At 60.0% G+C, this 22,563-nt stretch carries 18 protein-coding genes and 3 pseudogenes; 3 read left to right on the top strand and 18 right to left on the bottom strand.

Features of this window, described 5'->3' with window-relative positions:
- Positions 1 to 294: 294 nt before the first annotated feature.
- The 15 genes and pseudogenes from flhB to WM40_RS30010 form a co-directional block, all read right to left on the bottom strand.
- Positions 295 to 1,512: pseudogene (flhB, locus tag WM40_RS06670) on the bottom strand (flagellar biosynthesis protein FlhB); the annotation flags it as partial.
- A 347-nt stretch (positions 1,513 to 1,859) separates the two neighbouring features.
- Positions 1,860 to 2,612 (bottom strand): protein phosphatase CheZ, encoded by a 753-nt coding sequence (cheZ, locus tag WM40_RS06665; RefSeq protein ID WP_081764985.1) that lies wholly within the window; start codon positions 2,610 to 2,612, stop codon positions 1,860 to 1,862.
- 85 nt (positions 2,613 to 2,697) lie between these two features.
- Positions 2,698 to 3,093 carry a chemotaxis response regulator CheY gene (gene cheY / locus WM40_RS06660; RefSeq protein ID WP_024904038.1) on the bottom strand — a complete coding sequence of 132 codons (396 nt, stop codon included), beginning with the start codon at positions 3,091 to 3,093 and terminating at the stop codon, positions 2,698 to 2,700.
- 181 nt (positions 3,094 to 3,274) lie between these two features.
- A complete protein-coding gene (locus tag WM40_RS06655) occupies positions 3,275 to 4,378 on the bottom strand; it encodes a protein-glutamate methylesterase/protein-glutamine glutaminase (protein WP_036010649.1) in 1,104 nt (367 codons plus the stop codon).
- Positions 4,378 to 5,256, bottom strand: coding sequence for a chemoreceptor glutamine deamidase CheD (gene cheD, locus WM40_RS06650; RefSeq protein WP_046152504.1), 879 nt, complete (start codon positions 5,254 to 5,256; stop codon positions 4,378 to 4,380). Before cheD ends, WM40_RS06655 begins: the two co-directional genes overlap by 1 nt.
- Positions 5,253 to 6,278, bottom strand: coding sequence for a CheR family methyltransferase (locus WM40_RS06645; RefSeq protein ID WP_024904035.1), 1,026 nt, complete (start codon positions 6,276 to 6,278; stop codon positions 5,253 to 5,255). Before WM40_RS06645 ends, cheD begins: the two co-directional genes overlap by 4 nt.
- 259 nt (positions 6,279 to 6,537) lie before the next feature.
- Positions 6,538 to 8,166, bottom strand: a complete 1,629-nt coding sequence (locus WM40_RS28660; protein WP_082102480.1) for a methyl-accepting chemotaxis protein — start codon at positions 8,164 to 8,166, stop codon at positions 6,538 to 6,540.
- A 165-nt stretch (positions 8,167 to 8,331) separates the two neighbouring features.
- A complete protein-coding gene (locus tag WM40_RS06635) occupies positions 8,332 to 8,865 on the bottom strand; it encodes a chemotaxis protein CheW (protein WP_081764984.1) in 534 nt (177 codons plus the stop codon).
- A gap of 207 nt (positions 8,866 to 9,072) precedes the next feature.
- A pseudogene (gene cheA / locus WM40_RS06630) lies at positions 9,073 to 11,411 on the bottom strand (chemotaxis protein CheA).
- A 205-nt stretch (positions 11,412 to 11,616) separates the two neighbouring features.
- Positions 11,617 to 12,030, bottom strand: coding sequence for a response regulator (locus WM40_RS06625; RefSeq protein WP_024904030.1), 414 nt, complete (start codon positions 12,028 to 12,030; stop codon positions 11,617 to 11,619).
- 30 nt (positions 12,031 to 12,060) lie between these two features.
- Positions 12,061 to 13,068 (bottom strand): flagellar motor protein MotB, encoded by a 1,008-nt coding sequence (motB, locus tag WM40_RS06620; protein ID WP_046152503.1) that lies wholly within the window; start codon positions 13,066 to 13,068, stop codon positions 12,061 to 12,063.
- Positions 13,068 to 13,940 (bottom strand): flagellar motor stator protein MotA, encoded by an 873-nt coding sequence (motA, locus tag WM40_RS06615; RefSeq protein ID WP_024904028.1) that lies wholly within the window; start codon positions 13,938 to 13,940, stop codon positions 13,068 to 13,070. Before motA ends, motB begins: the two co-directional genes overlap by 1 nt.
- 589 nt (positions 13,941 to 14,529) lie before the next feature.
- A pseudogene (gene flhC, locus WM40_RS06610) lies at positions 14,530 to 15,066 on the bottom strand (flagellar transcriptional regulator FlhC); the annotation flags it as partial.
- A 22-nt stretch (positions 15,067 to 15,088) separates the two neighbouring features.
- A complete protein-coding gene (gene flhD / locus WM40_RS06605) occupies positions 15,089 to 15,409 on the bottom strand; it encodes a flagellar transcriptional regulator FlhD (RefSeq protein WP_024904026.1) in 321 nt (106 codons plus the stop codon).
- Positions 15,410 to 15,559: 150 nt separating this feature from the next.
- Complete coding sequence (locus WM40_RS30010; protein WP_157685082.1) at positions 15,560 to 16,081, bottom strand: hypothetical protein; 522 nt, start codon at positions 16,079 to 16,081, stop codon at positions 15,560 to 15,562.
- Positions 16,082 to 16,438: 357 nt separating this feature from the next.
- Between WM40_RS30010 and WM40_RS06600 the strand changes: the two genes are divergently transcribed.
- A complete protein-coding gene (locus tag WM40_RS06600) occupies positions 16,439 to 17,707 on the top strand; it encodes an EAL and HDOD domain-containing protein (RefSeq protein ID WP_024904025.1) in 1,269 nt (422 codons plus the stop codon).
- 69 nt (positions 17,708 to 17,776) lie between these two features.
- On the opposite strand, the gene WM40_RS06595 is transcribed toward WM40_RS06600, so the two are convergent.
- The gene (locus WM40_RS06595) at positions 17,777 to 18,793 is read right to left on the bottom strand and encodes a 1-aminocyclopropane-1-carboxylate deaminase (protein ID WP_024904024.1); all 1,017 of its coding nucleotides are present in this window, start codon (positions 18,791 to 18,793) and stop codon (positions 17,777 to 17,779) included.
- Positions 18,794 to 18,992: 199 nt separating this feature from the next.
- Between WM40_RS06595 and WM40_RS06590 the strand changes: the two genes are divergently transcribed.
- The gene (locus WM40_RS06590) at positions 18,993 to 19,493 is read left to right on the top strand and encodes an Lrp/AsnC family transcriptional regulator (RefSeq protein ID WP_024904023.1); all 501 of its coding nucleotides are present in this window, start codon (positions 18,993 to 18,995) and stop codon (positions 19,491 to 19,493) included.
- 3 nt (positions 19,494 to 19,496) lie between these two features.
- On the opposite strand, the gene WM40_RS06585 is transcribed toward WM40_RS06590, so the two are convergent.
- A complete protein-coding gene (locus WM40_RS06585; RefSeq protein WP_046152554.1) occupies positions 19,497 to 20,816 on the bottom strand; it encodes an Nramp family divalent metal transporter in 1,320 nt (439 codons plus the stop codon).
- A 219-nt stretch (positions 20,817 to 21,035) separates the two neighbouring features.
- Between WM40_RS06585 and WM40_RS06580 the strand changes: the two genes are divergently transcribed.
- The gene (locus WM40_RS06580; protein WP_046152553.1) at positions 21,036 to 21,695 is read left to right on the top strand and encodes an N-acetylmuramidase family protein; all 660 of its coding nucleotides are present in this window, start codon (positions 21,036 to 21,038) and stop codon (positions 21,693 to 21,695) included.
- Here WM40_RS06580 and WM40_RS06575 read toward each other — a convergent pair.
- Positions 21,654 to 22,334, bottom strand: a complete 681-nt coding sequence (locus WM40_RS06575; RefSeq protein WP_046152502.1) for a TetR/AcrR family transcriptional regulator — start codon at positions 22,332 to 22,334, stop codon at positions 21,654 to 21,656. The two genes, WM40_RS06580 and WM40_RS06575, sit on opposite strands and share 42 nt — an antisense overlap.
- Positions 22,335 to 22,563: the final 229 nt, after the last annotated feature.

The raw sequence follows: 22,563 nt of genomic DNA, 5'->3' as shown, positions 1-22,563 counted from the left end.
GGGTTCTCCGCTGAGACGCTCAGGAGGGCGCGTTCCGCGACAATCGCGGGGTACCGCGTTCGACCGCGGCGTTAAAGACGCACTCCGACGGAATGCATTATTACGGCAGCGCGCTAGCAGCGATCGAACGATAAGGTGGCTGAAATGCCCTTACTTCTGCGGATCACGGGCAGACGCGCCACGAGAACCACCGCCTGCCGCGCCAGCTTCGCGAATACTCGCCGGATCGACATCACTGACGCCAGCGGCGGCGTCACCCATTCCTCCGGCAGTCCGTCCCGTCCGGCCCACCCCGGCACCCGCGGCGGTGCGGTTGCCAGCTTGCGTGGCGGCATCGAGGCTCGCATCGTCGAGATTGCCGTCGCTTCCAGACAACGACTCCGCGCTGACGGCCATTTCCTCAGGCACCACCACCGCGTCGGGTTGATCGGGATACTGCCCCCCTTCCGCATGCCAGCGCCGCAACTGGAACACCCAGGCCAGCACCTCCGCCACGGCCCCATACAGCGCCGCCGGAATCTCGCGATTCAACTGCACATGCTTGTACAGAGAACGCGCCAAAGGTGGCGCCTCGAGGACCGGGACGCCATTTTCCCTGGCAATTTCCTTGATACGCTCGGCAACGAGGTCGGCCCCTTTGGCGACGACGCGTGGCGCGCGCATGCCGGCGTCGCTGTAGCGCAACGCCACGGCGAAGTGGGTTGGGTTCGTGATGATCACGTCGGCCGTGGGGACCTGCGACATCATGCGGCGGCGGGCCATCGCGCGTTGTTGCTCTCGTATCTTCGCCTTGATGTGGGGGTCGCCCTCGTTTTCCTTGAATTCGCGCTTGACCTCCTCCTTCGTCATTCGCAACTTCTTCGCATGCGACCAGAGCTGATACGGAACATCGGCGAGCACCAGCAGCAGCATCGAGCCGACCGTGGCCGCGCAAACCACGCCCACCATTTGCGCCGCGTGCGGTAAGGCCGCACGAACCGGTTCACCCAGCAGCCCGATGACATCCGCTTTGTAATGGAAGGCGACCATCGTGGCCACCGTGCCGACCAACACGCATTTGGCAATGCCCATGCCGAGCTGCGCCAACGCGTGCGTCGAGAACATCTTGCCCAGGCCGGAAATAGGATTCAAGCGGCCAAAATTCGGCGCCAACGGCTTTGTCGTCAGCAGCCATCCGCCCAAGGCCATCGGCGACATCAGCGCAACAACCGTCATGGCGAGCAAGATCGGCCCGATTGCCTGCGCGGCCAGCAATACCGCGTCACTGATCCGATGCAACATCTGCATGGGGTCCTGGCTTGCAGCGCGATCGAAAATGAACGCATGCTTGAACAGTCTCTGGAACTGGCCAAGCATCGAGCCACCCGTCATGTAGACTCCGCCGAACCCGACGGCCAGTAGCGCGAACGTCGACAACTCACGCGAACGCGCAACCTGTCCGTCCTCCCTGGCCTGCTCCAGCCGTCGGGGCGAGGCTGATTCGGTTTTTTCGAGATCGCTGTCTTCTGCCACGCGCGCTCCGTAGCGGACGGAAGGCAGCCCCGATGGCCACGCTGTCTCCGTCTCGTCCTGTGCCGTCTGATCGACTCAAACATGTCGGCAACCCAATGTGCCTTGATGGGCGAGGCTTCCGACTGCTGGCATTATCAGGGGCGGGACGCAACCACCATCCAACGATCAGACAAAAAAAGACGGCGCATTTCCCGAGATCGGGCCGTGCGCCGTTGGAGTGAGAACCGGTGTTGTCATTCAATCGCCTCTTGCGATGGCCGAACCGATGGCGCATCGACGTTGAGACGAGATGAATCGCAAAGCAAAAAAACCACGTGGAACCGGCAGAGCCGGTTCCACGCGATTGATCAGAAACCGAGTTCGGTCAGTAGATCGTCTACCTGGCCTTGGTCGGTAACGATATCGGTACGTCCTTCCGTGTTGATCTGTGGACCGTTCAACAACGACGGCTCCTTGTCTTCGGTCTTGACGCCGCTCACGATCTTGATCAACTCGGCGCGACGTTCCGGCGAGATGTTTTCCAACAACACGCCCAGCAATTGCTGTTCGATGTGGTGCACCACATCCATCACTTTCTTGATCACCTGGCCGGTCAGATCCTGGAAATCCTGGGCCATCATGATTTCAAGCAATTGCGCATTGATCGTCGCCGACTGCGAGGACGTGGTCTGCAGGAATGTGCGGGTTTCCGTGACCAGCGCGCGCGAGGCATCGATATCTTGCGGCGCGTCGTACCATTTCTGCCAGCGACCATCCAATGCGTTGGCTTCCTTGTTCAACTTGTCTGCCAGAGGCATGGCGACATCCGTCGCGTTCAACGCACGCTCGGCGGCTTGCTCCGTCATCGCCGCGATGTACGTCAAGCGATCACGCGCGTCGGGAATGACTTCCGCAGCCTGTTCGACTTGCTTGTCCAGCCCCAGTTCACGCATGCTGTCGCGCAGCATCCGCATCAGTTGCCCGATACGAGCCGTCATCCGTTCGGCGGGATCCGCCGAGTCGACGCCCGTGCCCGCATCATGGCCCGCCGCCGCGGAGACCGCGGGCGCGGCCGTAGCCGCAGGCTGGGCGGCAACGCTTGCTGGCGGCTCCGCTTGCATTTCGGTTTTTACATCGCCCTTTACGGGCGGCGCCCCGAACAGTTCGTCATCGATATCCACGACCGCATCCTCGCGCTTAGTCATCTCACGCCCCAGCCTTCGCCATCTTCTCGCGGATCTTCGAGATCTTTTCGTCGAGAATCGCAGCGGTGAACGGCTTCACCACATAGCCACTCGCCCCGGCCTGCGCCGCGGCAATGATATTTTCCTTTTTCGCTTCCGCGGTGACCATCAACACCGGCAAATGTGCGAGTGCCGGATCGGCGCGGATCGCCGTCAACATCTGCAGGCCGTCCATATTCGGCATGTTCCAGTCGGAAATGACGAATTCGTACGAGCCTGCCTTCAGTTTGGCGAGGCCCATCGCACCGTCTTCCGCTTCATCGACGTTGCTGTAGCCCAATTCCTTGAGGAGGTTCCGCACGATGCGACGGATCGTCGGAAAATCGTCCACCACAAGAATTTTTATCGAAGTATCCATCGTTTGCGCCTCTAAAAACCTGTACTTAATCTCAAATTAGTGTGCGCCCTATCCTGCCGGCCGGCGGGTGCGACGTCGAATGTGTAATCCAAACCGCCTGGACTCACCCGTCTCGCGCCGTTTCATTGGATATCGGCAGTAATCCACGTGATCTTGAGAGCAAATTGCACTCAACCGCGTACTATACGCGATGTGCGCGCTCACCCATCGACAGCAACTTCTGCATGACGTGATGCGTCATCTGCTGCAATGACACTGACTCACAGGCCGCGCCGATCAACACCGCCTCACGGGGCATACCGTACACGACGCAACTCGCTTCGTCCTGCGCAAAAGTATAGGCACCGGCGCGACGCATCGCCCCCATGCCAACCGCGCCATCCTTGCCCATTCCTGTCAGCAATACGCCGATGGCGTTCTTGCCGGCAAATTCCGCGACCGAATTAAATAGCACGTCGACCGATGGACGATGGCGATTAACCGGTGCCGCATCGCTTAACGTCGCAACATAGTTCGCACCGCTGCGTGCCAGCGACAAGTGGAAGTCGCCAGGTGCGATATACGCATGCCCGGGAAGCAGCCGTTCTCCATGCTCGGCTTCCTTGACGGAAATCCGGCAAAGCGAGTCGAGCCGCTTCGCGAACGACTTCGTGAAGCCCGCCGGCATGTGCTGCGTGATCAATACGGCGGGTGCATCCGACGGCAGCGTCAACAATACTTCCTTGATTGCTTCGGTACCGCCGGTGGATGCGCCGATCGCAATCAATTTTTCCGTCGACACCAGCATGTTGCGCAAAGGCGAGATCGTCGGCGCGGCACTGCTGGCGGCGGCCGCGCCATTGGTCGCCGCGGCCGGTCGCGCCGTCAACGGACGCACCTTCGCGCGTGCTGCGGCGCGGATCTTGTCAGCGATCATGTCGCTGTAATCCAGCAATCCGTCGCGAATGCCGACTTTCGGCTTGGAAACGAAGTCCACCGCACCCAATTCCAGAGCGCGCATCGTGATTTCAGAACCACGCTCGGTCAGCGAAGACACCATGACCACCGGCGTCGGACGCAGGCGCATCAATCGCTCGAGAAAATCCAGCCCGTCCATGCGGGGCATTTCCACGTCAAGCGTCAATACATCCGGATTGTGCTGTTTGATCAGTTCCCGTGCGACCAACGGATCCGGCGCTGTCGCGCAGACCATCATGTCAGGCTGGTTGGAGATGATCTCGGTCATCAGGCTGCGTACCAACGCGGAGTCATCAATGCAAAGGACACGAATCTTCGGGGTAGACATCACATCGTCTCAATAATGGTTTTTGTTAACGGCTGCGGCGGCGTCGCACCGCCCGCGGGCGCCGTCGCCGGACGACGGATGAAAAGCTCGACGCGCGACTTCGATGCAGCCGCGGCGGCACCGGACGCGGGTGCGGCGGCGCCAGTTGCTGCCGCCGGCTTGCTGGCACCGGTCACCGCCGCCGTGGGTGGGAGAGACGTTGCCGGACGAGCAGCCGCGCGCGCCGCGCTCGCGAAGACCTGGATCGTATCCGGTGAACGGCGTGCATGCCGATCCCGCATTGCCCCCATTTCCTCGGACATCGCACGCTCGCGTTGGGCGAGCTCGATCTCGGCCGTATGGCTAACAGGATCGGTGACGCGGACGTCCAGCGGGAGCTTGCGTACCATCGCCTTGCCGCTGCTTGGCATGAAGGCGACTTTGCGCGGGTGTTCCCCCTGCAAGTCTTCGGCAACGATACGAATCCCTTCCAGCGCCAGATAGCGACGGACGAATCGCGAATTGTCATCTCCGATGTTCAGCGTGTGCATGCGCTTCAACACGGCCGCGCCCCCGAATACCTTGGCTTCGAGAGAGGCACGTCGTGCGCCGCGCTTGATGAGCTCGTTGATCAACACTTCCATCGCGAACGAGCCATAGCGCATGGCATCAGACGACGCACGGGACGGATCGCCTCCACCGTCCGGCAACATGAAATGGTTCATGCCGCCCAGGCCCGAATACGGATCACGGATACAGGCGGAAACGCAGGAACCCAGCACCGTGGTGAGCACCATGTCATCGCTGGTGACAAAATATTCGTTCATCAACAGCTTGACGCCGGGCTTGCCGAAATCCATGTCCTGGTAAAAATGATTGGCCTGCGGCAGGGCACTCATCTGCGACTACCGGCGAGCGCCGCGGCGCGGCTTTCGCCGGCCGCCAACAAATTCGAGGTCGACGCCGGTTCTTGCGTGCGCTCGTAGACGGTCTGCCCCTTCAAGCGGAACGCCGATGTCATATACGAGAAGTTTTCCGAGTGTCCCGCGAACAACAAACCACCCGGCTTGATCAGCGGTGCAAACGTCTCGAGAATGCGTGCTTGCGTTGGCTTGTCGAAGTAGATCATCACGTTGCGGCAGAAGATGACGTCGAACGGCGCTTGGCGCTGAACCTGCTGCCACGGTGGCGCAATCAGGTTGCACTGTTCGAACGTGATCATCGAACGCAAGGCATCGTTGACGCGCACGCGGCCTTCGCGCGAACCGGTGCCGCGCAAGAAGAATCGTTGCAGGCGGCCTGTCGGCAGGCCTTTGACCTGATCCGCCGTATAGATTCCGGCGGAGGCGGTGGCCAGTGCCTGTGTGTCGATATCGGTCGACAGTACCTTTGCCTGGGTCTGACGTCCTCCTGCCTCCGCCAGCGTCATCGCGATCGAATACGGCTCCTCGCCAGTGGATGCGGCACAACACCATACGTTCAACGGCGACGTATGCTTGGCGGCGAATTCGGAGAGGATGGGGAAATGATGACCTTCCCGGAAGAAGGCCGTCAGATTCGTCGTCAGCGCGTTCGTAAACGCTTCCCACTCCTGTGGGTCACGACTGCGCTCGAGTCCGTCAAGATAGTCCGAGAACGAACGGATACCGAGCGCCCGGAGACGACGCGCGAGACGGTTGTACACCATGTCGCGCTTCTGGTCGGATAACGAGATACCGGCTTCACGATAGATCAGCGCACGAATGCGACTGAAGTCCTCGGCGGTGAACGGAAAGTCACGCGCCGCTTCCAGGTCGCTGCTGGAGATGCCGGTCACGGCGAAGGCGCCGTTCTGGTTGCCACCGCCAGTCGCACCGGACGGCTGTGCATTCGTGCGGGACGAGAGGGAATTCAAGCTGGGCCGAGTGCGGAACGCAGTCATGTCAACGCATCATTTCAAGACAACCGTTAAATCGGTTCGGACTGGCGGCACGCTACGGTGCGCTTGCACCTTCACCGCCACCCGAACACATTTTTGAGCGGCCATCGGCCTGCTCATCGCATCACGCGCCTCGCTTCAGCCCCCGCCCTTCGCGCATGCGCCGGTGCCCGATGCGGGACCGATCACGCTGGTCAGCCCGCGTGGATGATCCCGTCGATGTTCTAAACCGGTCCCCGTTGCCAAGTACTACTCGTTCAAATCAGAACGACTCCCACTCACCTTCAGCGGCCGTCGGCTTGAACGCACGACTGGCGGTGCCAATTGGCGCCTGCTCGCTTGCCGGGACATCGCTGCTTGGCAACGGCGGGCGCGTTGCTTTCGCGGCGCTCGCCGGCTTTGTCGACGAAACTGGCGTCGACGCCGTCACCGAGGTAGCGGCGGCCGTGACCGCAGTCCGTGCCGCGGTTTCCGCACTGCCCGCCGAGCTACCCGCTTGCCGTGTGATACGACCGGCGACGCGCGCCTTGATCTTTGGTTTTGCCGACATTGCGGACTTGACGCCCGCCGCTGCCGTCGAACGCGGCTTTGGCGCCGAAGATTTCCGCGGAGCGGAGGTTGCCGCGGCGGGCAACGGTCGCGATACGCCCGGATGCATCGCGGCACTATCCAATCGATAATGGCCGAGCGCCGAATTCAACTGCCGCGTCTGCTCCTCCAGCGAGGCGGCCGCGGCTGCGGCCTGCTCCACCAGCGCTGCATTTTGCTGCGTGACGCCGTCCATCTGCGTCACCGCCTGATTCACCTGCTCGATGCCACCGCGCTGCTCCTCGGACGCGGCACTGATCTCGCCCATGATGTCGGTCACGCGACGCACGGCCTGCACGATTTCATTCATCGTCTCGCCGGCGCGCGCCACAAGCGTCGAACCGCTGTGTACTTTTTCGGCGGAGTCGCCAATGAGCGCCTTGATTTCCTTCGCGGCCGCCGCGCTGCGCTGCGCCAGGCTGCGCACCTCGCCCGCCACCACGGCGAATCCACGCCCTTGCTCCCCGGCGCGCGCCGCTTCCACCGCCGCGTTCAGCGCCAGGATATTTGTCTGGAACGCAATGCCTTCAATGACGCCGATGATGTCCACCACCTTGTCGGAACTGGCGGTGATACCTTGCATCGTCACGACCACCTCGCCGACCACCTCACCACCACGCGAAGCAATCTCGGAAGCATTGGCCGCCAGCTGACTTGCCTGGCGGGCATTGTCGGTGTTCTGACGCACCGTCGAGGTCAGGTGATCCATGCTTGAAGCGGTCTGCTGCAGGGACGCCGCCTGTTGCTCGGTACGCGACGACAGGTCGGTATTACCGGCGGCGATTTCCCGAGCGCCCACTTCGATACTGTTTGCACTCGACTTCACCGTGCGCAGGGTAGACGAGAGACCGTGTTGCATGGCGTCGATCGCTTCGAACACGCGACCCATCTCGTTCTGCGATCCCCGACCATACGCGTTCTCGACGCGTTGCGACAGGTCACCCGCGGCAATCCGATGGAACAAGCCGGTGGCCGTATCCAGGGGCGCGATCACCTGACGACGCATCAGCCACAGCGTGATCAGGCCGAAAGCGACCGCCGCGATCAACGCAACGACAATCGCCACATCCAGCATGACAAGGCGGGCATGCGCCGTCTGCAATGCCGCATCGCTGGATGCTTGCAACGCGCTTCCCGCGCTACCCATCTGCTGCGCAGCCTGCGACGCATCCCGCGCCATCGCCTCGATCGCGCTCGTTGCCGAGCGTAATGCCAAAAAGCCCACGGCGCTGCCGCAAACCAGCATCAACACGAAAATACCCACCACCGCCTGCAAGGTGGCCCGGATCGTCAACTTGTTCATTTCTGGCCCGTGCTCCGGTTCCGGTCCTGCAAATCACTCACTGCCTTGCGCGAAAACGCGAGGCATCGCATGCAATGTCATGGTCACAGCTTAACGCCGGGGCCGATGGACAAAGCCTCGAACAGAGAGGCTTTTCCGTTGCCTTTCAGGCGACCCGACGTTCGATCACGCCGCGACGTGGTCCATCAGCGCCATTTCATCACTGGTCATCAAACGTTCGATGTCCATCAGAATCAACAGTCGATCGTCGATCGTGCCCAGGCCCGTCAGATACTCGGTGTTTAATACCGAACCAAATTCCGGCGCCGGCTTGATCTGAGCCTTCGTCAGCGTCAACACGTCCGACACACCGTCGACGACCATGCCGACCACGCGCTGCGCGACGTTCAGGATAATCACAACGGTCTGGTGATCGTATTCGACGGTACCCAGATCAAACTTGATCCGCATATCGACGATCGGCACGATGACGCCGCGCAGATTGATCACGCCCTTGATGAAATTTGGCGTATTGGCAATACGGGTCACCACTTCATATCCGCGAATTTCCTGGACTTTCAGGATATCGATCCCGTATTCCTCCCCCCCCAACGTGAATGCGAGAAATTCTTGCGCGGCACCGTCGCCTTGCAAGTGGTGTTCGATGACCGCAAGCGGCGCAGCGCCGCGCTGGCTGGACTGGACGAGTTCGGTGCTCATATACCTTTCCTTTCCCTTGGATTGCGCCACGCTTTTCTCGTGACGCACTGTCATACCGATTGAAAATTCACTTCTACAAGGCGGCCCGACCTTCAGCCGGACCGCTGCCCTACTCGTGTGCTGAACGGCACGTCGTAAGCGTTAGCGGCATTTTCCGCATGAAACTTGAATGACTGACGAAAAAAACAGCGCTGTCGCGTTCCGCCCTCAATGATTGACAGGCAGGCTCATCAGTTCATCGCGGCCATTACGGTTCAATGCCGGCACATCCAGAATCAATGCGACACTGCCGTCGCCCAGAATCGTCGCCGCCGAAATACCAAAGACCTTGCGGTAATTGGTCTCGAGATTCTTGACCACGACCTGGTGCTGCCCCAGCAATTCGTCAACCATCATCGCGAAGCGTTTGCCCTCGGCCTGAACGATGACGACGATCGCCTTGGTAGGATCCATCCGCGCATCTTCGACTTCAAATACCTTGTGCAACGCGACGATCGGCAAATATTCGCCACGCACGCGCAGCACACGACCATCCTCGCCTTGACCGGCAATCGTGAAGATCTCGTCGTTCGTCGGCTGCATCGATTCCATGACCGAATTCAGCGGCACGATAAACGTTTCCCCGCCTACCTTGACCGACATGCCATCCAGGATGGCCAGCGTCAACGGCAGGATGATGCGAGTGGTTGTGCCGTTACCGGGGCGGGTCTGAATCTCTACATGCCCCCCCATCGACTGGATGTTACGCTTCACGACATCCATGCCGACGCCACGACCGGAGATATCCGTCACCTGCTCCGCAGTAGAGAAGCCAGGCATGAAAATCAACTGCGCCACTTCGTCATCGGTCATCGCATCGCTGACCGCCAACCCCTGCTTCTGCGCTTTCGCGAGAATGCGCTGCCGATTCAGTCCGGCGCCGTCGTCGGATACCTCGATGACAATATTGCCGCCCGCGTGCTCAGCGGAAAGCACCAATTCGCCCGCGGCTTCCTTACCGGCGGCCAGACGCACGTCCGGTGTCTCGATCCCATGATCCAGGCTGTTACGGACCAAGTGGGTCAGCGGGTCGATGATGCGTTCGATCAGGCTCTTGTCCAACTCGGTGGCCTGACCAAACGTCACGAGGTCGACCTTCTTGCCGAGCTTCGATGCGAGATCGCGAACCAGACGCGGGAAGCGGCTGAAAACGTAATCCATCGGCATCATCCGGATGGACATGACCGCTTCCTGCAGGTCACGGGCATTCCGTTCCAATAACGCCATGCCGTTGAAAAGACGGTCATGCACCACGGGATCGAACTTGGACGCCGTCTGCGCCAGCATCGCCTGCGTGATTACCAGTTCACCTACCAAGTTGATCAGGTGATCGACCTTCTCAACACCAACGCGGATCGAACTGCCCTCTTGCGCGCCACCGCTTGGTGCGTTCCGCGTCACGGTCGCCCCTGCCTGCGGCGGCGCGGCGGCCGGGGCGGCAGCCAATGCGGCCCCCGTCTGTGCTGCCACGGCCGGGACCGCCCCGGTTGCCGCGGCGACCGTATTGGCAACATCGGTCTGAGCGAATACCTCGGCGGACTCCGCGCTCACGGCGGCATCCACCGCAGCGGCCGCGGCGGCTTGCGCCTCGCCACCTGGTGCGACGTTCGCCGCGGCCGCTGCCGCCGCCGCGCCGCCATGGTCATAGCTCACTTCGATCTGGTCTTCATCGATCACAAAGCAGCAGACCGCAATGATGTCGTCAGGCGAGCAATCGCTTTTCAACCAGACACTCAATACATTGCCAGCTTGAACCCGGGCAGTGACCGTACCCAAGTTCGACAGCTCATCGACGAGCAGCGACTGGTCGCCGTCCTTGACATCGATCAGCCGGATTTTCAGATTGCCATGCTCGCCACCACCCGCCCCCGCAGGCGCGGCCGCAGGCGCCTCAGCGGCGGCAACCGGAGCCGACGTCGCGCCTGCCGCCACGGCCGGCGCAACAGCCACGTCCACGCCGGCAATTTCATGCAATTGGCGAATCACATGTGCCGGCGCGGCCGCTGGATCATCCGATTGGTAAGGATCCGGTCCCGCAGCGACAGCCGCGGCCACCGGCGCGGAGGCGACCGGCGCCGCAGCCGGTGCCACGGGTGCCGGCGCCGCCACGGGTGCCTGGCTGACAGCCTTCAACTTTTCGCCGAGCGCGACGCCAAGCGTGCGATCGGGTTCGACGGTGCCACCCGATTCGCGATATGCGCGAAGTTGCACTTCCAGCACGTCCTCGATTCGAGGAACACATCGACCATGTCCGTGCGCAGCGCTAATTCCCCTGTGCGGGCCTGATCCAGCACGGATTCGAGCACGTGCGTGGTTTCGGCAAGCACACTGAAACCAAAAGTGGCGGCACCGCCCTTTATCGAGTGGGCGGCGCGGAAAATCGCGTTCAATTGTTCCGGATCCGGATGCTGTACGTCGATGCCGAGCAGCAAGCGCTCCATCTCGGTAAGCAACTCGTCCGCTTCGTCAAAGAACGTCTCGTAAAACTGGGTAATATCGAGCGACATGACCGTTGGATCTTCCGGCTATATAACTGTTTGTTTCGCCTGCGCGGGGTGTCCGCACCGGACTGTGCCATCCGCGGCGGGAGCATCCTGTACTGCACGGACACCCCCACACCGCTGGCGCTTACGAGGGGTAACGGCACGACCGGGCAGAAACTTCAATCGCTTCGTGAAATTCTTTGCTTAAAAAAAAGAATTTTGACGTGAATCAAGAACCTATCGCGCCACGGACGCTGACCAACACCTCGGTCAGCACCTGCGGGTCCAGCGGCTTCAACAGCCAGCCCGTGGCGCCGGCCTCGCGCGCTGCCGCCTTGAAGTCCTCGCCGTCCTCGGTGGTCAACAGCAAGATCGGTGTCTCGGCATAGGGCGCCAGGTGACGCAGGCCCGCGATCAGTTCGAGGCCGGTCAGGCCCGGCATATTGTGATCGGTCAACACCAGATCGAACACACGCCCTCCCACCGCGGTGGCCGCCACGGCCTTGGCGAGTCCTTCGCGGCCATCCTCGGCCAGCGTCACCTGATAACCGGCTGCCTCCAGCGTGGCGTCAAGGATCAGACGCATCGCTGGAGAATCGTCCACGGCCAGCACCGTAGGTTTTGTCGTGATGTCTTGGTTCATGATCTGCTCGCGATCTACTTGTTTGGCGCCTCAAGGCGCGACTTGGGTTCGAGAAGCGCCGATCGCCGCCGACTGCGCCTCGGCACTACGGGTATTGTCCAATACAGCCGGACGGGCACGGTCATTGATCAACTGGCGCTCCGCGCGCCGGTTCAATACCAGGATACTGATACGGCGATTGCGCGGATCGTAGGCATCGTCCGGATTGAATTGATTGGTATCCGCCAGACCGATCACGCGCAAGACACGGTCCTGCGACATGCCACCAGAGATCAGTTCGCGACGCGACGCATTGGCGCGATCGGCCGACAATTCCCAATTGGTATAGCCGTTTGCCTTACCGGCATACGGCGTCGCATCGGTATGACCTTCCAGGATCAGCCGATTCGGCACCTGGTTCAAGACAGGGCCCAGCTCCCGGAGGATCGCGCGCATATATGGCTCCACCTCGGCACTCGCACTGGCGAACATCGGTCGGTTTTTGGAGTCCACGATCTGGATGCGCAGACCATCTCGCGTGACATCGAGGACGATCTGGTTCCGGAATGGCTTCAACGCCGCGTTATGGTCCAGGGCATCCTCTATTCGCGACTGCAGGCTACGCAAGTTATCGTCCTCGGCTTCCTTCTGCAGCACGGCGTCCGGAGAAGGCACCGCATCCGACGTCATGCCAGGCGCGGATATCGGTTTGCCGGTGGGATCATGCGATGTCGGGTCGTTGATCGCCCGCGGGCCGTCCACCTTGCGCTGCTCACCGTCACGACGGGTAATGTCGGTGCCGCCCCCCTTCAAGACGCTGCGGCCATCGGCAGCGCGGTCGCCGCCGAGCAGTGACACCTTCAATGGTTGCTTGAAATAATCGGCGATGCCGTCGAGCTTGGCGCCGTTGACGGAACCGAGAAGCCACATCAATAGAAAAAAAGCCATCAACGCGGTCATGAAATCCGCGTAGGCGAGCTTCCAGCCGCCGCCATGCGACCTGGCTCGCACCGGGCCACCGCGACGGATGACGATGGGACGTTCGGGCCGGTTGTCCATCAGCGCGACCTCAATTCTTCCTTGACTTCCTTCACATGGGCTTCCAGCTCGGCGAACGTTGGACGCTCACTGCTGAACAACACCTTGCGACTGAATTCCACCGCTACCGACGGCTGATAACCATTCAGGTTGGCGAGAATGCCCACCTTGATACATTGCAGCACCTTCGTGGACTCGTCTACCCGCTGCTCGACCAAAGAAGCAAGCGGCGCAACAAACCCATAAGCCAGCAGGATGCCAAGGAACGTGCCGACCAATGCCTGCGCCAACAAGACGCCGAGTTCCGCAGGCGGCAGATTCGCCGATGCCATCGTATGCACCACCCCCATGACCGCGGCGACGATACCGAACGCCGGCAAGCCGTCGGCGGTCTTGTGCAGGCACTGCGCGGGCACTTCCCCCTCGGCATGATGCGTCTCGATTTCCTCATCCATCAGGTTTTCGAGCTCGAACGCATTCATGCTGCCGCTCACCATCAGCCGAAAGTAGTCCACCAGGAAATCGCGAATGACCGGATTGCCGCTGATACGCGGATAGGCCTTGAAGATGGGGCTGGCGTCAGGGTCCTCGATATCGGATTCGAGCTTCATCAGCCCTTCCTTTCGCCCCTTTGCCAACAGGCGATACAGGATCGCCATCAAATCCATATATAGTTGCTTATCGTAATGGGTGCGCCGCAGCAGCGTTGGCAACACCTTGAAAGTCGCACGTATCGACTTGCCGTTGTTGCCCACGATGAAGGCGCCCAACCCCGCGCCCGCGATCATCAGAAATTCGGCGGGCTGCAGCAGTGCGGCGAGATGCCCGCCGACCAGCGCATAACCGCCGAATACCGAGACCAACGTCACCAGATAACCGACAAAAACCAGCACACCGTTCCCCTTATGGTGCAAATCCCGCGTATTTCAAGGTAGGGGGACCGCATGTCGGATTCCCCTGAACACCATCCGTCACGCGCGCTGCTCGTGACGCTCCGTGAGGCCATCAGCGTCGCGCACGGGGTCTGCCCTCAAGCGCCCGAGTCTAGCAGGGTGTTACGGCTGTTAAGGGGAATTTCTGAAGGGTGTTTCATGCCTAGAGCGGCGACAGGACTTGCGCGGTTTGTGTTACCGCATCCTCCGCGAGGTCGGCCATGGTCACCGCATCCACCGGCATCGTGACATCGGCGTTGATCACCGCACGCATTGCGGCGTCCACGCTGGCATCCATCGCGCGTCGCGATTGGGCACGAGTGGCCTTCGCCACCTTCGCGACCTGCTCCAAACCGTCACGCCTGGCGACGCCGGTAGGCTTCGCCGTGTCCGGCGTCGCCAGGGCATCGCCGAGCGCATCGTGCGGCAACAACGCAGCGATCACGGCATTTTGCTCGACCAACGCCTCAAGCGTGGTAGCGTCGCTGTCGGCAAGCGCTTCCAATGCATCGGTCGTCAACACGTGTTCCGCCATCGCGTCCTCGGCCATCGCTTCATCGGCGGCAATCCGCCCAGCACGTGTCTTTCCGGCACGTGATGGCGGCTGGCAGAGGCCACACACCATGCCGTGCTTAGGATCATGTGCATGCACGACGAATTTCCCGCCGCAGCGCGAGCACGGCGCCGATTGAAGCATCCCGCTATCGAAGAAACGCAACAGCGTCCATGCCCGGGTCAATCCCAGCACCGCTTCACCGCCATGCAGCGCGACGTGCTCCAGGTACAGGCGGTAGGCACGGATGGTGGCCTGGATAGGCTCGCAACCGGCTTCGTCCACCATGAAGCGATACGTGTTGTAGAACATTGACGAATGGATGTTCGGCTGCCACGTCATGAACCAGTCGGTCGAGAATGGCAGCATTCCCTTCGGCGGCGACACGCCGCGCACTTCCTTGTAGAGCTTGATCAGGCGCTCGCGGCTCAAACCTACTTCCGCTTCAAGCACCTGCAGTCGCGCACCCAGTTCGATCAGTTCGATCGCCAACGTGATTTCGCGCGCTTCGAGGACGACACTGCGGCTGGCCATGGCTGTCAAATGTAAAAGTTTGTTAGCCGAGCTGCTCAGCAGGCTGTCCTGCAAGCAGAATAGCGGTATGCGACGAAGCGGAGTCTACGCTTTTGGTCGTGTGCGTCAGCGATGACAGCAGTGCGTGATCGTCGAAACGGAAGCGGCAAAGCAGTTGGCTGGACGAAGCGAGACGGACCGTCTGCGACAGCGTCAAGCTGACCAGCACATCGGCGATCTGCTCGGAAACCCCCAGGCGGAACATGCCCATCGCCTTGTCGTCGCGCAGCAAACGCTGGCAGAGCATCAAGTACGACAGATTGACTTCCCTGAGTTCATCTAGTGTGGAATTGCCGTTACTCATGTTCTGTCCCCAGATGGAGAAGAGGTTGACCGTCTTCAGCGCACTGTCGCTCGGGTCAGCCGGATTCCGGACATCGCCTTGTTTGCGTCTCGTGCTGCAGTGAAGCCATTGTGGCCAACCGCACGAGCGGCGCATATCGGAAGAAGATGCCTATCTGAGTACAGCGTTTTTCTCACACGCTGTAAGAACTTTTCCTACATTTCCCTTGGACTTGCCCGGTAAAACCACGCGAACCCTTGTATTTACGGGTTCCTGACAGTCCGGACTAACGGCCTGGTTGCGCGAGACTTTAGGGGCAATTTCAGAAATTTTTTCGACATAACGCAAAATACGGTAAAACGTGCTGAAATATTTTCTAACGCAGTAGCAAATTCGCCACGTTTGTCGCTGTTTTTTCACGACATCGCGCTGGAAGCCCCGTAATACGGTCGTTTGAATGATCGTGCGACAGACGGTCGCAGCATACTCAGGCGCGCACAAAAGGTCAAAGTTACCGAAAAACGAGAATTTGCCGAGACCTGAGCGACTGCCCTTCAGAATTGCCGTGTCGCGGCCGATAAACAGCACAGCTTGGAGAACACATCCGCGAAGTTCGCAACGTGCGCCAGTATGGGGCTGGACGTTGCGGAAACTGCGTTTCGCCGAAAGGCGCCCCGCACCGGGGGTGGGCATCGAGGAGATATTTCGATCTACCAGTTTCGCGTCTCGCGACGTCTGGGCAGGCAATGTTCACACAGCGTGAAAAGCGCTGCGTGTCGGGCCACCGCCTGACGCCGCGAAGCGACATCCGCCACGCGTAAAAGCGGAGGTGGATGCGCTGATCGGGTAATGTGTGTCACGATTACGGGCCGCGCGGAATAACCATTTCCGCCAGCAGTCCGCGCAGTGCTCGTGACGCCCGTACTTGAGCGCACGCTACCCATGCGAACGCGCTTGCATGGCAGCACCCTGGCAGAAACAGTAGTAGTGGGCGAAAGAACCGCAAGCGTTCCTGGCCGCATTGAAAAGAATCGCATGCGAGAACCCAAAATGACGAACATCGATCCGGCCCGTGCCGGAGACGCGGCGAACGTCTACCTTGGCCGTCAGCCAATCATCGACCGGAATGGGTCGCTGGTAGGCTATGAGCTGCTGTACCGCAGCAGCTCGCGCAATGCCGCATTGGTTGCCGACGACACTGAGGCAACATCGCATGTGATTGCGACGATGCTCGGCGAATTTGGCATGGGTACCGTTCTTGGCGCTGACATTGGCTATATCAACGTCAACCGCGACATCCTTTTCAGCGATCTGCTGTCGGTACTGCCACCGCGATTGTTCGTGCTGGAAATCCTTGAATCCGTCGAATTGGACGAAGCGCTGCTGGCACGCTGCAAGGAATTGCGGTCTCTTGGATTCCGTCTCGCGTTCGACGACGTTTCCATCAACAGCGTCGAGGCGCTGGCGTATCTGCAGCACGTGGATGTTGCAAAGATCGATTTTTTCCGGTGCTCGAAGACGGACCTGCCCAAGGTCCTTGCGATGGTCAAGCGCGCCGGCTGCATCGCGTTAGCGGAAAAAGTCGAGACATTGGAGGCGTATAACCTCGCGCGGTCGCTGGGGTTCGACCTCTTCCAGGGCTATTTTTTCTCGCGCCCGGAAGTCTTGTCGTCGCGCCGACTGTTGACGGACCGTGTACCGCTGTTGAACCTGCTCGGGCTTCTGGGACGCGATGCTGGCGTGCAGCAGATCGAATCCGAGATCAAGCGCATTCCAAAACTGATCGTGCAATTGCTGCGCTTTGCCAACAGCGGTGCATACAGTCTTGCACGGCCGGTCACGTCGCTGCGCGAAGCCACGCTTGCCGTGGGCATTCGCCAGATCTCGCGTTGGACACAGCTGTTGCTGTATGCAAATAGCGACGACAACCCGATCCGTACCGATCCGTTGATCCAGATGATCGGCATGCGCGCCCGCTTCATGGAATTGACAACCGAATTTCTGTACCCGGGCGAGGACGACTTTGCGGATCAGGCATTCATGACGGGCGTGTTCTCGATGGCCGAATCGATGTTCGGTTCGGCGAATATCGATGTGATGCGTGAGTTGCGTATCCCGCCGGTCATCGCCGCCGCGATCGGACCGGAACGGCAAGGTAAGCTGGGCGCGTTGCTCGCCTGCGCGGAAGCGGTGGAACGCAGCGAGGCCGAAGGTATCGAAGCCGCCTGCGAGCGCATGCCAGGCATGGAGCCTGAAGATGCCGGCCGTATCAGCCTGGCGGCGCTACGATGGATCACACAGTATTCGCTGAGCGTGTGAACGGATGCGCGGCGGGGTAGGTGACGGACATCCAACCTGCCTGAACAGGCCATCGGAACGCGATGGCACTCAGCCGTTGCGGAACAGGAAACTGTATCCGTTCAGCGCCGGCACACCACCCAGATGGGCGTAGAGCACCTTCGATCCTTCTGGAAATTCGCCGTTGCGCACCATCTGGATCATGCCGTCCATCGACTTGCCCTCATAGACAGGATCGGTCAACATGCCCTCCAGCTTTGCGCAGAGACGGATGGCCTCCAACGTCCCTTCATTGGGAAGCCCGTATTCCGGTCCGCCGAAGCGCGTATCCAGAACGACATCGTCTGCCGTGATGTCTTGATCGAGATCCACCAGCGCCGCGGTGTTTTTCGCGATCCGGAGAATCTGTTCATGCGTCCTTTCCGGCTTCGCCGAGGCATCGATGCCGATGACACGCCGGGCGCGGCCGTCGTCAGCGAAACCCACCACCATCCCGGCCTGCGTGCTGCCGGTGACCGCGCACACCACGATATAGTCGAATTTGAAGCCCAGCTCGGCTTCCTGCTGCCGAACTTCTTCAGCAAATCCGACAAAACCAAGGCCACCCAAGGGATGTTCGGAACAGCCCGCTGGGATGGGGAACGGCTTGCCGCCCTCCTCACGTACGCTTTGCATCGCGTCTTCCCAACTCTTTCGTATCCCGATATCAAAGCCGTCGGCGACCAGCCTCACATCAGCGCCCATGATGCGTGACATCTGGATATTGCCGACACGGTCATACACCGCGTCCGAGTAATTCACCCAGTTCTCTTGCACCAATACGCACTTCATCCCGAGGTGTGCCGCCACCGCTGCGACTTGACGCGTCTGGTTGGACTGAATGCCACCGATGGACACCAATGTGTCGCATCCCTGCGCCAATGCCTCGGGAATCAAGTACTCGAGCTTGCGCGTCTTGTTCCCTCCGAAGGCAAGTCCACTGTTGCAGTCTTCCCGCTTCGCATAAAGCGCGACTTTCCCTCCCAGGTGCGCACTCAGTCGCTTCAGCGGATGGATGGGCGTGGGACCAAACGTCAGGGAATATTTTGGGAAGCGCTTCAGGTTCATTGGAAAGTCCTCTATGGATGATCGCATCGTGCTGGTGCGCATACGTCAAAAGCGGGTGCGTTGCCACGGTGTGGCACAGAGGAAATCCTACCGAAAATGCCGAGAAATTTGCTTGCGAAGAAATGAAGCTTTCATTAATTTATCTGCATAATATCGCTATATTTTTTTTCTAAATTTTGTTATTTCGTGCTTTCACGCAATGAAAAAATCCACAGACAAGCTTGATGCGCCCCTCTCTGCCGAATCCATGGATCGCGTTGATCGCCAGATCCTGAAGCAATTACAGACGGATGCTTCGATATCGAATGTCGCGCTCGCGGCCAGGGTCAATCTCAGTGCGCCCGCATGCTTGCGGCGCGTGGAAAGATTGAAAGAGGCTGGTTTGATTCGCGCCACCGTGGCGCTGCTGGATGCCAAGAAAGTGGATGCCGGGACGATGGTGCTCATCGGTGTGTTGCTCGACCGATCAACACCCGAATCGTTCATGGCGTTTGAGAAAGCCGCCCGTAAAGTACCGGGGTGCATGGAATGCCATGTGGTAACCGGGGAGTTCGACTACTTCATGCTGGTGCGTACACGCGATAACGACAGCTTCAACAAACTCCATGCGGACCAGTTGTTGTATCTGCCAGGCGTCCGTCAAATACGCTCGTTCATGGTGCTACGCGAAATATTGTCGACCACCGCGTTTCCGATCTGATGGTCAGCTGAAGGTCTGCACCACGAGCCAGATGTTCGCCAGCGTAATGGCGGCGAACAAGCCCCACGCAACGTGCCTTGTCAGCCAGCTGTTGGCCAGCGGACCCATCACGCTCCGGTCATTGGTCATCCGGATTAGCGGCCACAACACGAAAGGCAATTGCAAACTCAGCACGACCTGACTTGCAACCAGCAACATGCCCACCGCATGCTCACCCACCCATGCAACGCCGATGAAAGCGGGGATGAGTGCCAGACCCCGTGTGATCAGCCGACGCTGCCAGCACGGAATTTTCAGATGCAGGAAACCTTCCATCACGACTTGCCCCGCTACGGTGCCCGTGAACGTCGCGCTTTGCCCGGACGCCAGCAACGTTAGCGCGAAAAACGTGGCGGCAAGTCCCGTTCCAACGATGGGTGCCAGTAGTTTGTAAGCATCCTCGATCTCTGTCACGGTCTGATGTCCCGTCGCGTGGAACGCCGCACCTGCGAGGATCAGGATTGCGGCGTTGATTAACATCGCCAATATCAAGGAGCCGATGGTGTCCATGCGGAGCAAGCGGATCGCGTCCCGCTTCCGAGGCAGCGTGTTCCCGGCAACACGCGTTTGCACGATCGAGGAATGTAAGTAAAGGTTGTGCGGCATCACGGTCGCCCCGAGTATCCCGATTGCCAGATAGACCGGCTCGCGCGACGACAACGTGTGCCATGACGGCACGAGGCCCGCTGCGACGGACGGCCAATGCGGCTTGACCAGGATCAATTCGACCACATAGCCAATGCTAATGGTCGCGATCAGTCCTAGCATGATCGCTTCCAACTGCCGGAAGTTCTTTCCCTTTAACCCCAGGACGATGAACGTATCGAGTGCCGTCAGTGCGATGCCCCACGCCAATGGCACACCAAGCAGCAAGTGAAACGCCAAAGCACCGCCAAGCACCTCTGCCAGGTCGCACGCGATGATCGCGATCTCCGCGAGCAACCATTGCCCCTTCGCAAGCGCAGGGCTGTAGCGGTCACGAGACAATTGGGCGAGGTCCCTGCCGGTGGCCACGCCGAGGCGCATCGCCAGACACTGCAGCACCATCGCCGCCACACTGGAGAGGACAACGACAAACAGCAGGCGATATCCGTATTTCGACCCCGCCTCGATATCGGTCGCCCAGTTTCCCGGGTCCATATACCCGATAGACACGAGTAACCCTGGACCGACGAATTTCGCCAAGCGTGACCAGAACGGTGCATCCGCTGATATAGGTACGCTGCCGCGTACTTCCGAGGGACAAAACGGCGCCGTTGCCGTCGTCGGAAACTTGATGGGCAGTTTGAAAATAGCCAATTGGAAAAAGACGTTCGTTTATGAGATGGCGGTGTCGCGTCAATGACATTGCCGCCGGGTACCAACCTTATACCGAATAGCCAGTCAATCGACGATTTCGCATTGTCTTATATTGCACGATCACGCGTGGGGTTACGGTCTCTCTTCGACAACGACAACCCGACGATCGCGCCACAACGGCGTGGCGTTCTACTCCTCTGCGCAATGACAACTTCAACCACATCTGAATCCCGCAACGGTGTCGGCCAGACGACGATTGACTTACTCAGCGCGGCATTGCAAGTGGACGCGGCCGCGCTTCACGCAGTCTGGTCCGTGGAATCCGCCCGCGCGTCATTCCAGGCGGACGGGCGCCCCACGATTCTTTTCGAGCGACATATCTTTTGGCGACGACTGGTGGCATACGGCACCGATCCACAGATCCATGCCGCACGAGAACCCGGCCTGGTGTCGCGCGCACCAGGTGAATACGGCAGCGCCGCGAGCCAGCACGCGCGACTCGCCCGTGCAGAAAACATTCATCGCGCCGCGGCGCGTGAATCCGCGAGTTGGGGGGCATTCCAGATCATGGGATTTCATTGGCGCGCGTTGGGCTATGACAGCATCGATACATTCGTCGATGCGATGTACCGCGACGAGGCGGCACATTTCGATGCGTTGGCGCGCTTTCTCCGTCTAGACCCTCGCCTGCTGCCGGCACTGCGTGCGCAAAATTGGTCGACGTTCGCCTTCGCCTACAACGGGCCGGCATATCGAAAAAACCGTTACGATGAAAAGCTGGCACATGCCTATCAGCAATTCAAGGCGACAACCGAGTCTCTTTCATCCGGCGGCGCGCCCCAGCAGGGATTCAAAATAGTGTGACAGCACAGCGGCCATCATAGGCTCGGTGACGGTCTCAGGGTCGGCCAGATGGGTCAGATTCATGCCATCGCACATGGCGATCAGGCCAATGGCCAATTGCTCGGCCGGCAGTACGATCAGCGCTCGGGCCGTAGAGGATATCTCCGCCCCCCCCTTTTCGTTATTTACCGCACTGCCCCCTACGCGCTCGCGATACGCCTCGACAAAGTCGGCAATCACCGCATAGCCTTCCGCCATCAATTCGCGCAACGTTTCGCGGAAAGACGGATCCCGGATGGCCATTAGTTTGGCCTCCATCCATCCCAAAAAGCAAATGCGATTGCAGCGCAGGTTTTGGTAATACGCCAGAACGGCCTGCTCCAGATCCAGTGGTGGCAAATCCCCACTGAAGACCTGCGCCAGTTCGTCTATCAGCCGTTGCTGTTCCCGCCTCAATAACGCGAGTAGCAGCGCCGCCTTGTCGTCGAAATTCGAATAAAACGCCCCGCGACTGAACCCCGCCTCCGCGACGACGTCTTCCACCGATGCCGATGCCAACCCCTGGCGCTCGACCAGCACAGCCGCGGCGTCCAAAAGGCGTTCACGCGTCAGGGCGCGGCTGGCTTCCCGACTGAGTCGCGGATTCGGTTTTTTATTCATCGCGAGATAGTAGCGTGAAAAAATAAAAGATACATTATATTCAGATTCATATTGTATCTGAATATAATGTGTATTACTATCGAAAACTGCCGATACCCGACCTGGAGACCGACGTGCCGCTTATCCATGAAAACTCGCGGAATTACCCGCACGTTCGCCGGGACGCACGCTGGTGGGTCGCGTTGGCGGATAGCAATCGGGGCGACCTTTCGGCGAGGCGGCGGCTCCG

The organism is Robbsia andropogonis, from assembly GCF_000970345.1.
Taxonomy (GTDB): Bacteria; Pseudomonadota; Gammaproteobacteria; order Burkholderiales; family Burkholderiaceae; genus Robbsia; species Robbsia andropogonis.
Note: the sequence above shows the minus strand (reverse complement) of the source record. Positions and strands in the feature narration are given on the sequence as shown.

Bases quoted from the DNA above. Each gene is read 5' to 3' on its own strand.
- WM40_RS06635 (WP_081764984.1), bottom strand. From the start codon at position 8,865: ATGAGCACCGAACTCGTCCAGTCCAGCCAGCGCGGCGCTGCGCCGCTT.
- WM40_RS06625 (WP_024904030.1), bottom strand. From the start codon at position 12,030: ATGAACCAAGACATCACGACAAAACCTACGGTGCTGGCCGTGGACGAT.
- WM40_RS30010 (WP_157685082.1), bottom strand. From the start codon at position 16,081: ATGCCCACCCCCGGTGCGGGGCGCCTTTCGGCGAAACGCAGTTTCCGC.
- WM40_RS06595 (WP_024904024.1), bottom strand. From the start codon at position 18,793: ATGAACCTGAAGCGCTTCCCAAAATATTCCCTGACGTTTGGTCCCACG.
- cheY (WP_024904038.1), bottom strand. From the start codon at position 3,093: ATGGATACTTCGATAAAAATTCTTGTGGTGGACGATTTTCCGACGATC.
- WM40_RS06645 (WP_024904035.1), bottom strand. From the start codon at position 6,278: ATGACTGCGTTCCGCACTCGGCCCAGCTTGAATTCCCTCTCGTCCCGC.
- WM40_RS06655 (WP_036010649.1), bottom strand. From the start codon at position 4,378: ATGTCTACCCCGAAGATTCGTGTCCTTTGCATTGATGACTCCGCGTTG.
- flhD (WP_024904026.1), bottom strand. From the start codon at position 15,409: ATGAGTAACGGCAATTCCACACTAGATGAACTCAGGGAAGTCAATCTG.
- WM40_RS06580 (WP_046152553.1), top strand. From the start codon at position 21,036: ATGACAACTTCAACCACATCTGAATCCCGCAACGGTGTCGGCCAGACG.
- WM40_RS06590 (WP_024904023.1), top strand. From the start codon at position 18,993: ATGAAAAAATCCACAGACAAGCTTGATGCGCCCCTCTCTGCCGAATCC.
- WM40_RS28660 (WP_082102480.1), bottom strand. From the start codon at position 8,166: ATGAACAAGTTGACGATCCGGGCCACCTTGCAGGCGGTGGTGGGTATT.
- motB (WP_046152503.1), bottom strand. From the start codon at position 13,068: ATGGACAACCGGCCCGAACGTCCCATCGTCATCCGTCGCGGTGGCCCG.
- cheD (WP_046152504.1), bottom strand. From the start codon at position 5,256: ATGAGTGCCCTGCCGCAGGCCAATCATTTTTACCAGGACATGGATTTC.
- cheZ (WP_081764985.1), bottom strand. From the start codon at position 2,612: ATGCAAGCGGAGCCGCCAGCAAGCGTTGCCGCCCAGCCTGCGGCTACG.
- WM40_RS06600 (WP_024904025.1), top strand. From the start codon at position 16,439: ATGACGAACATCGATCCGGCCCGTGCCGGAGACGCGGCGAACGTCTAC.
- WM40_RS06575 (WP_046152502.1), bottom strand. From the start codon at position 22,334: ATGAATAAAAAACCGAATCCGCGACTCAGTCGGGAAGCCAGCCGCGCC.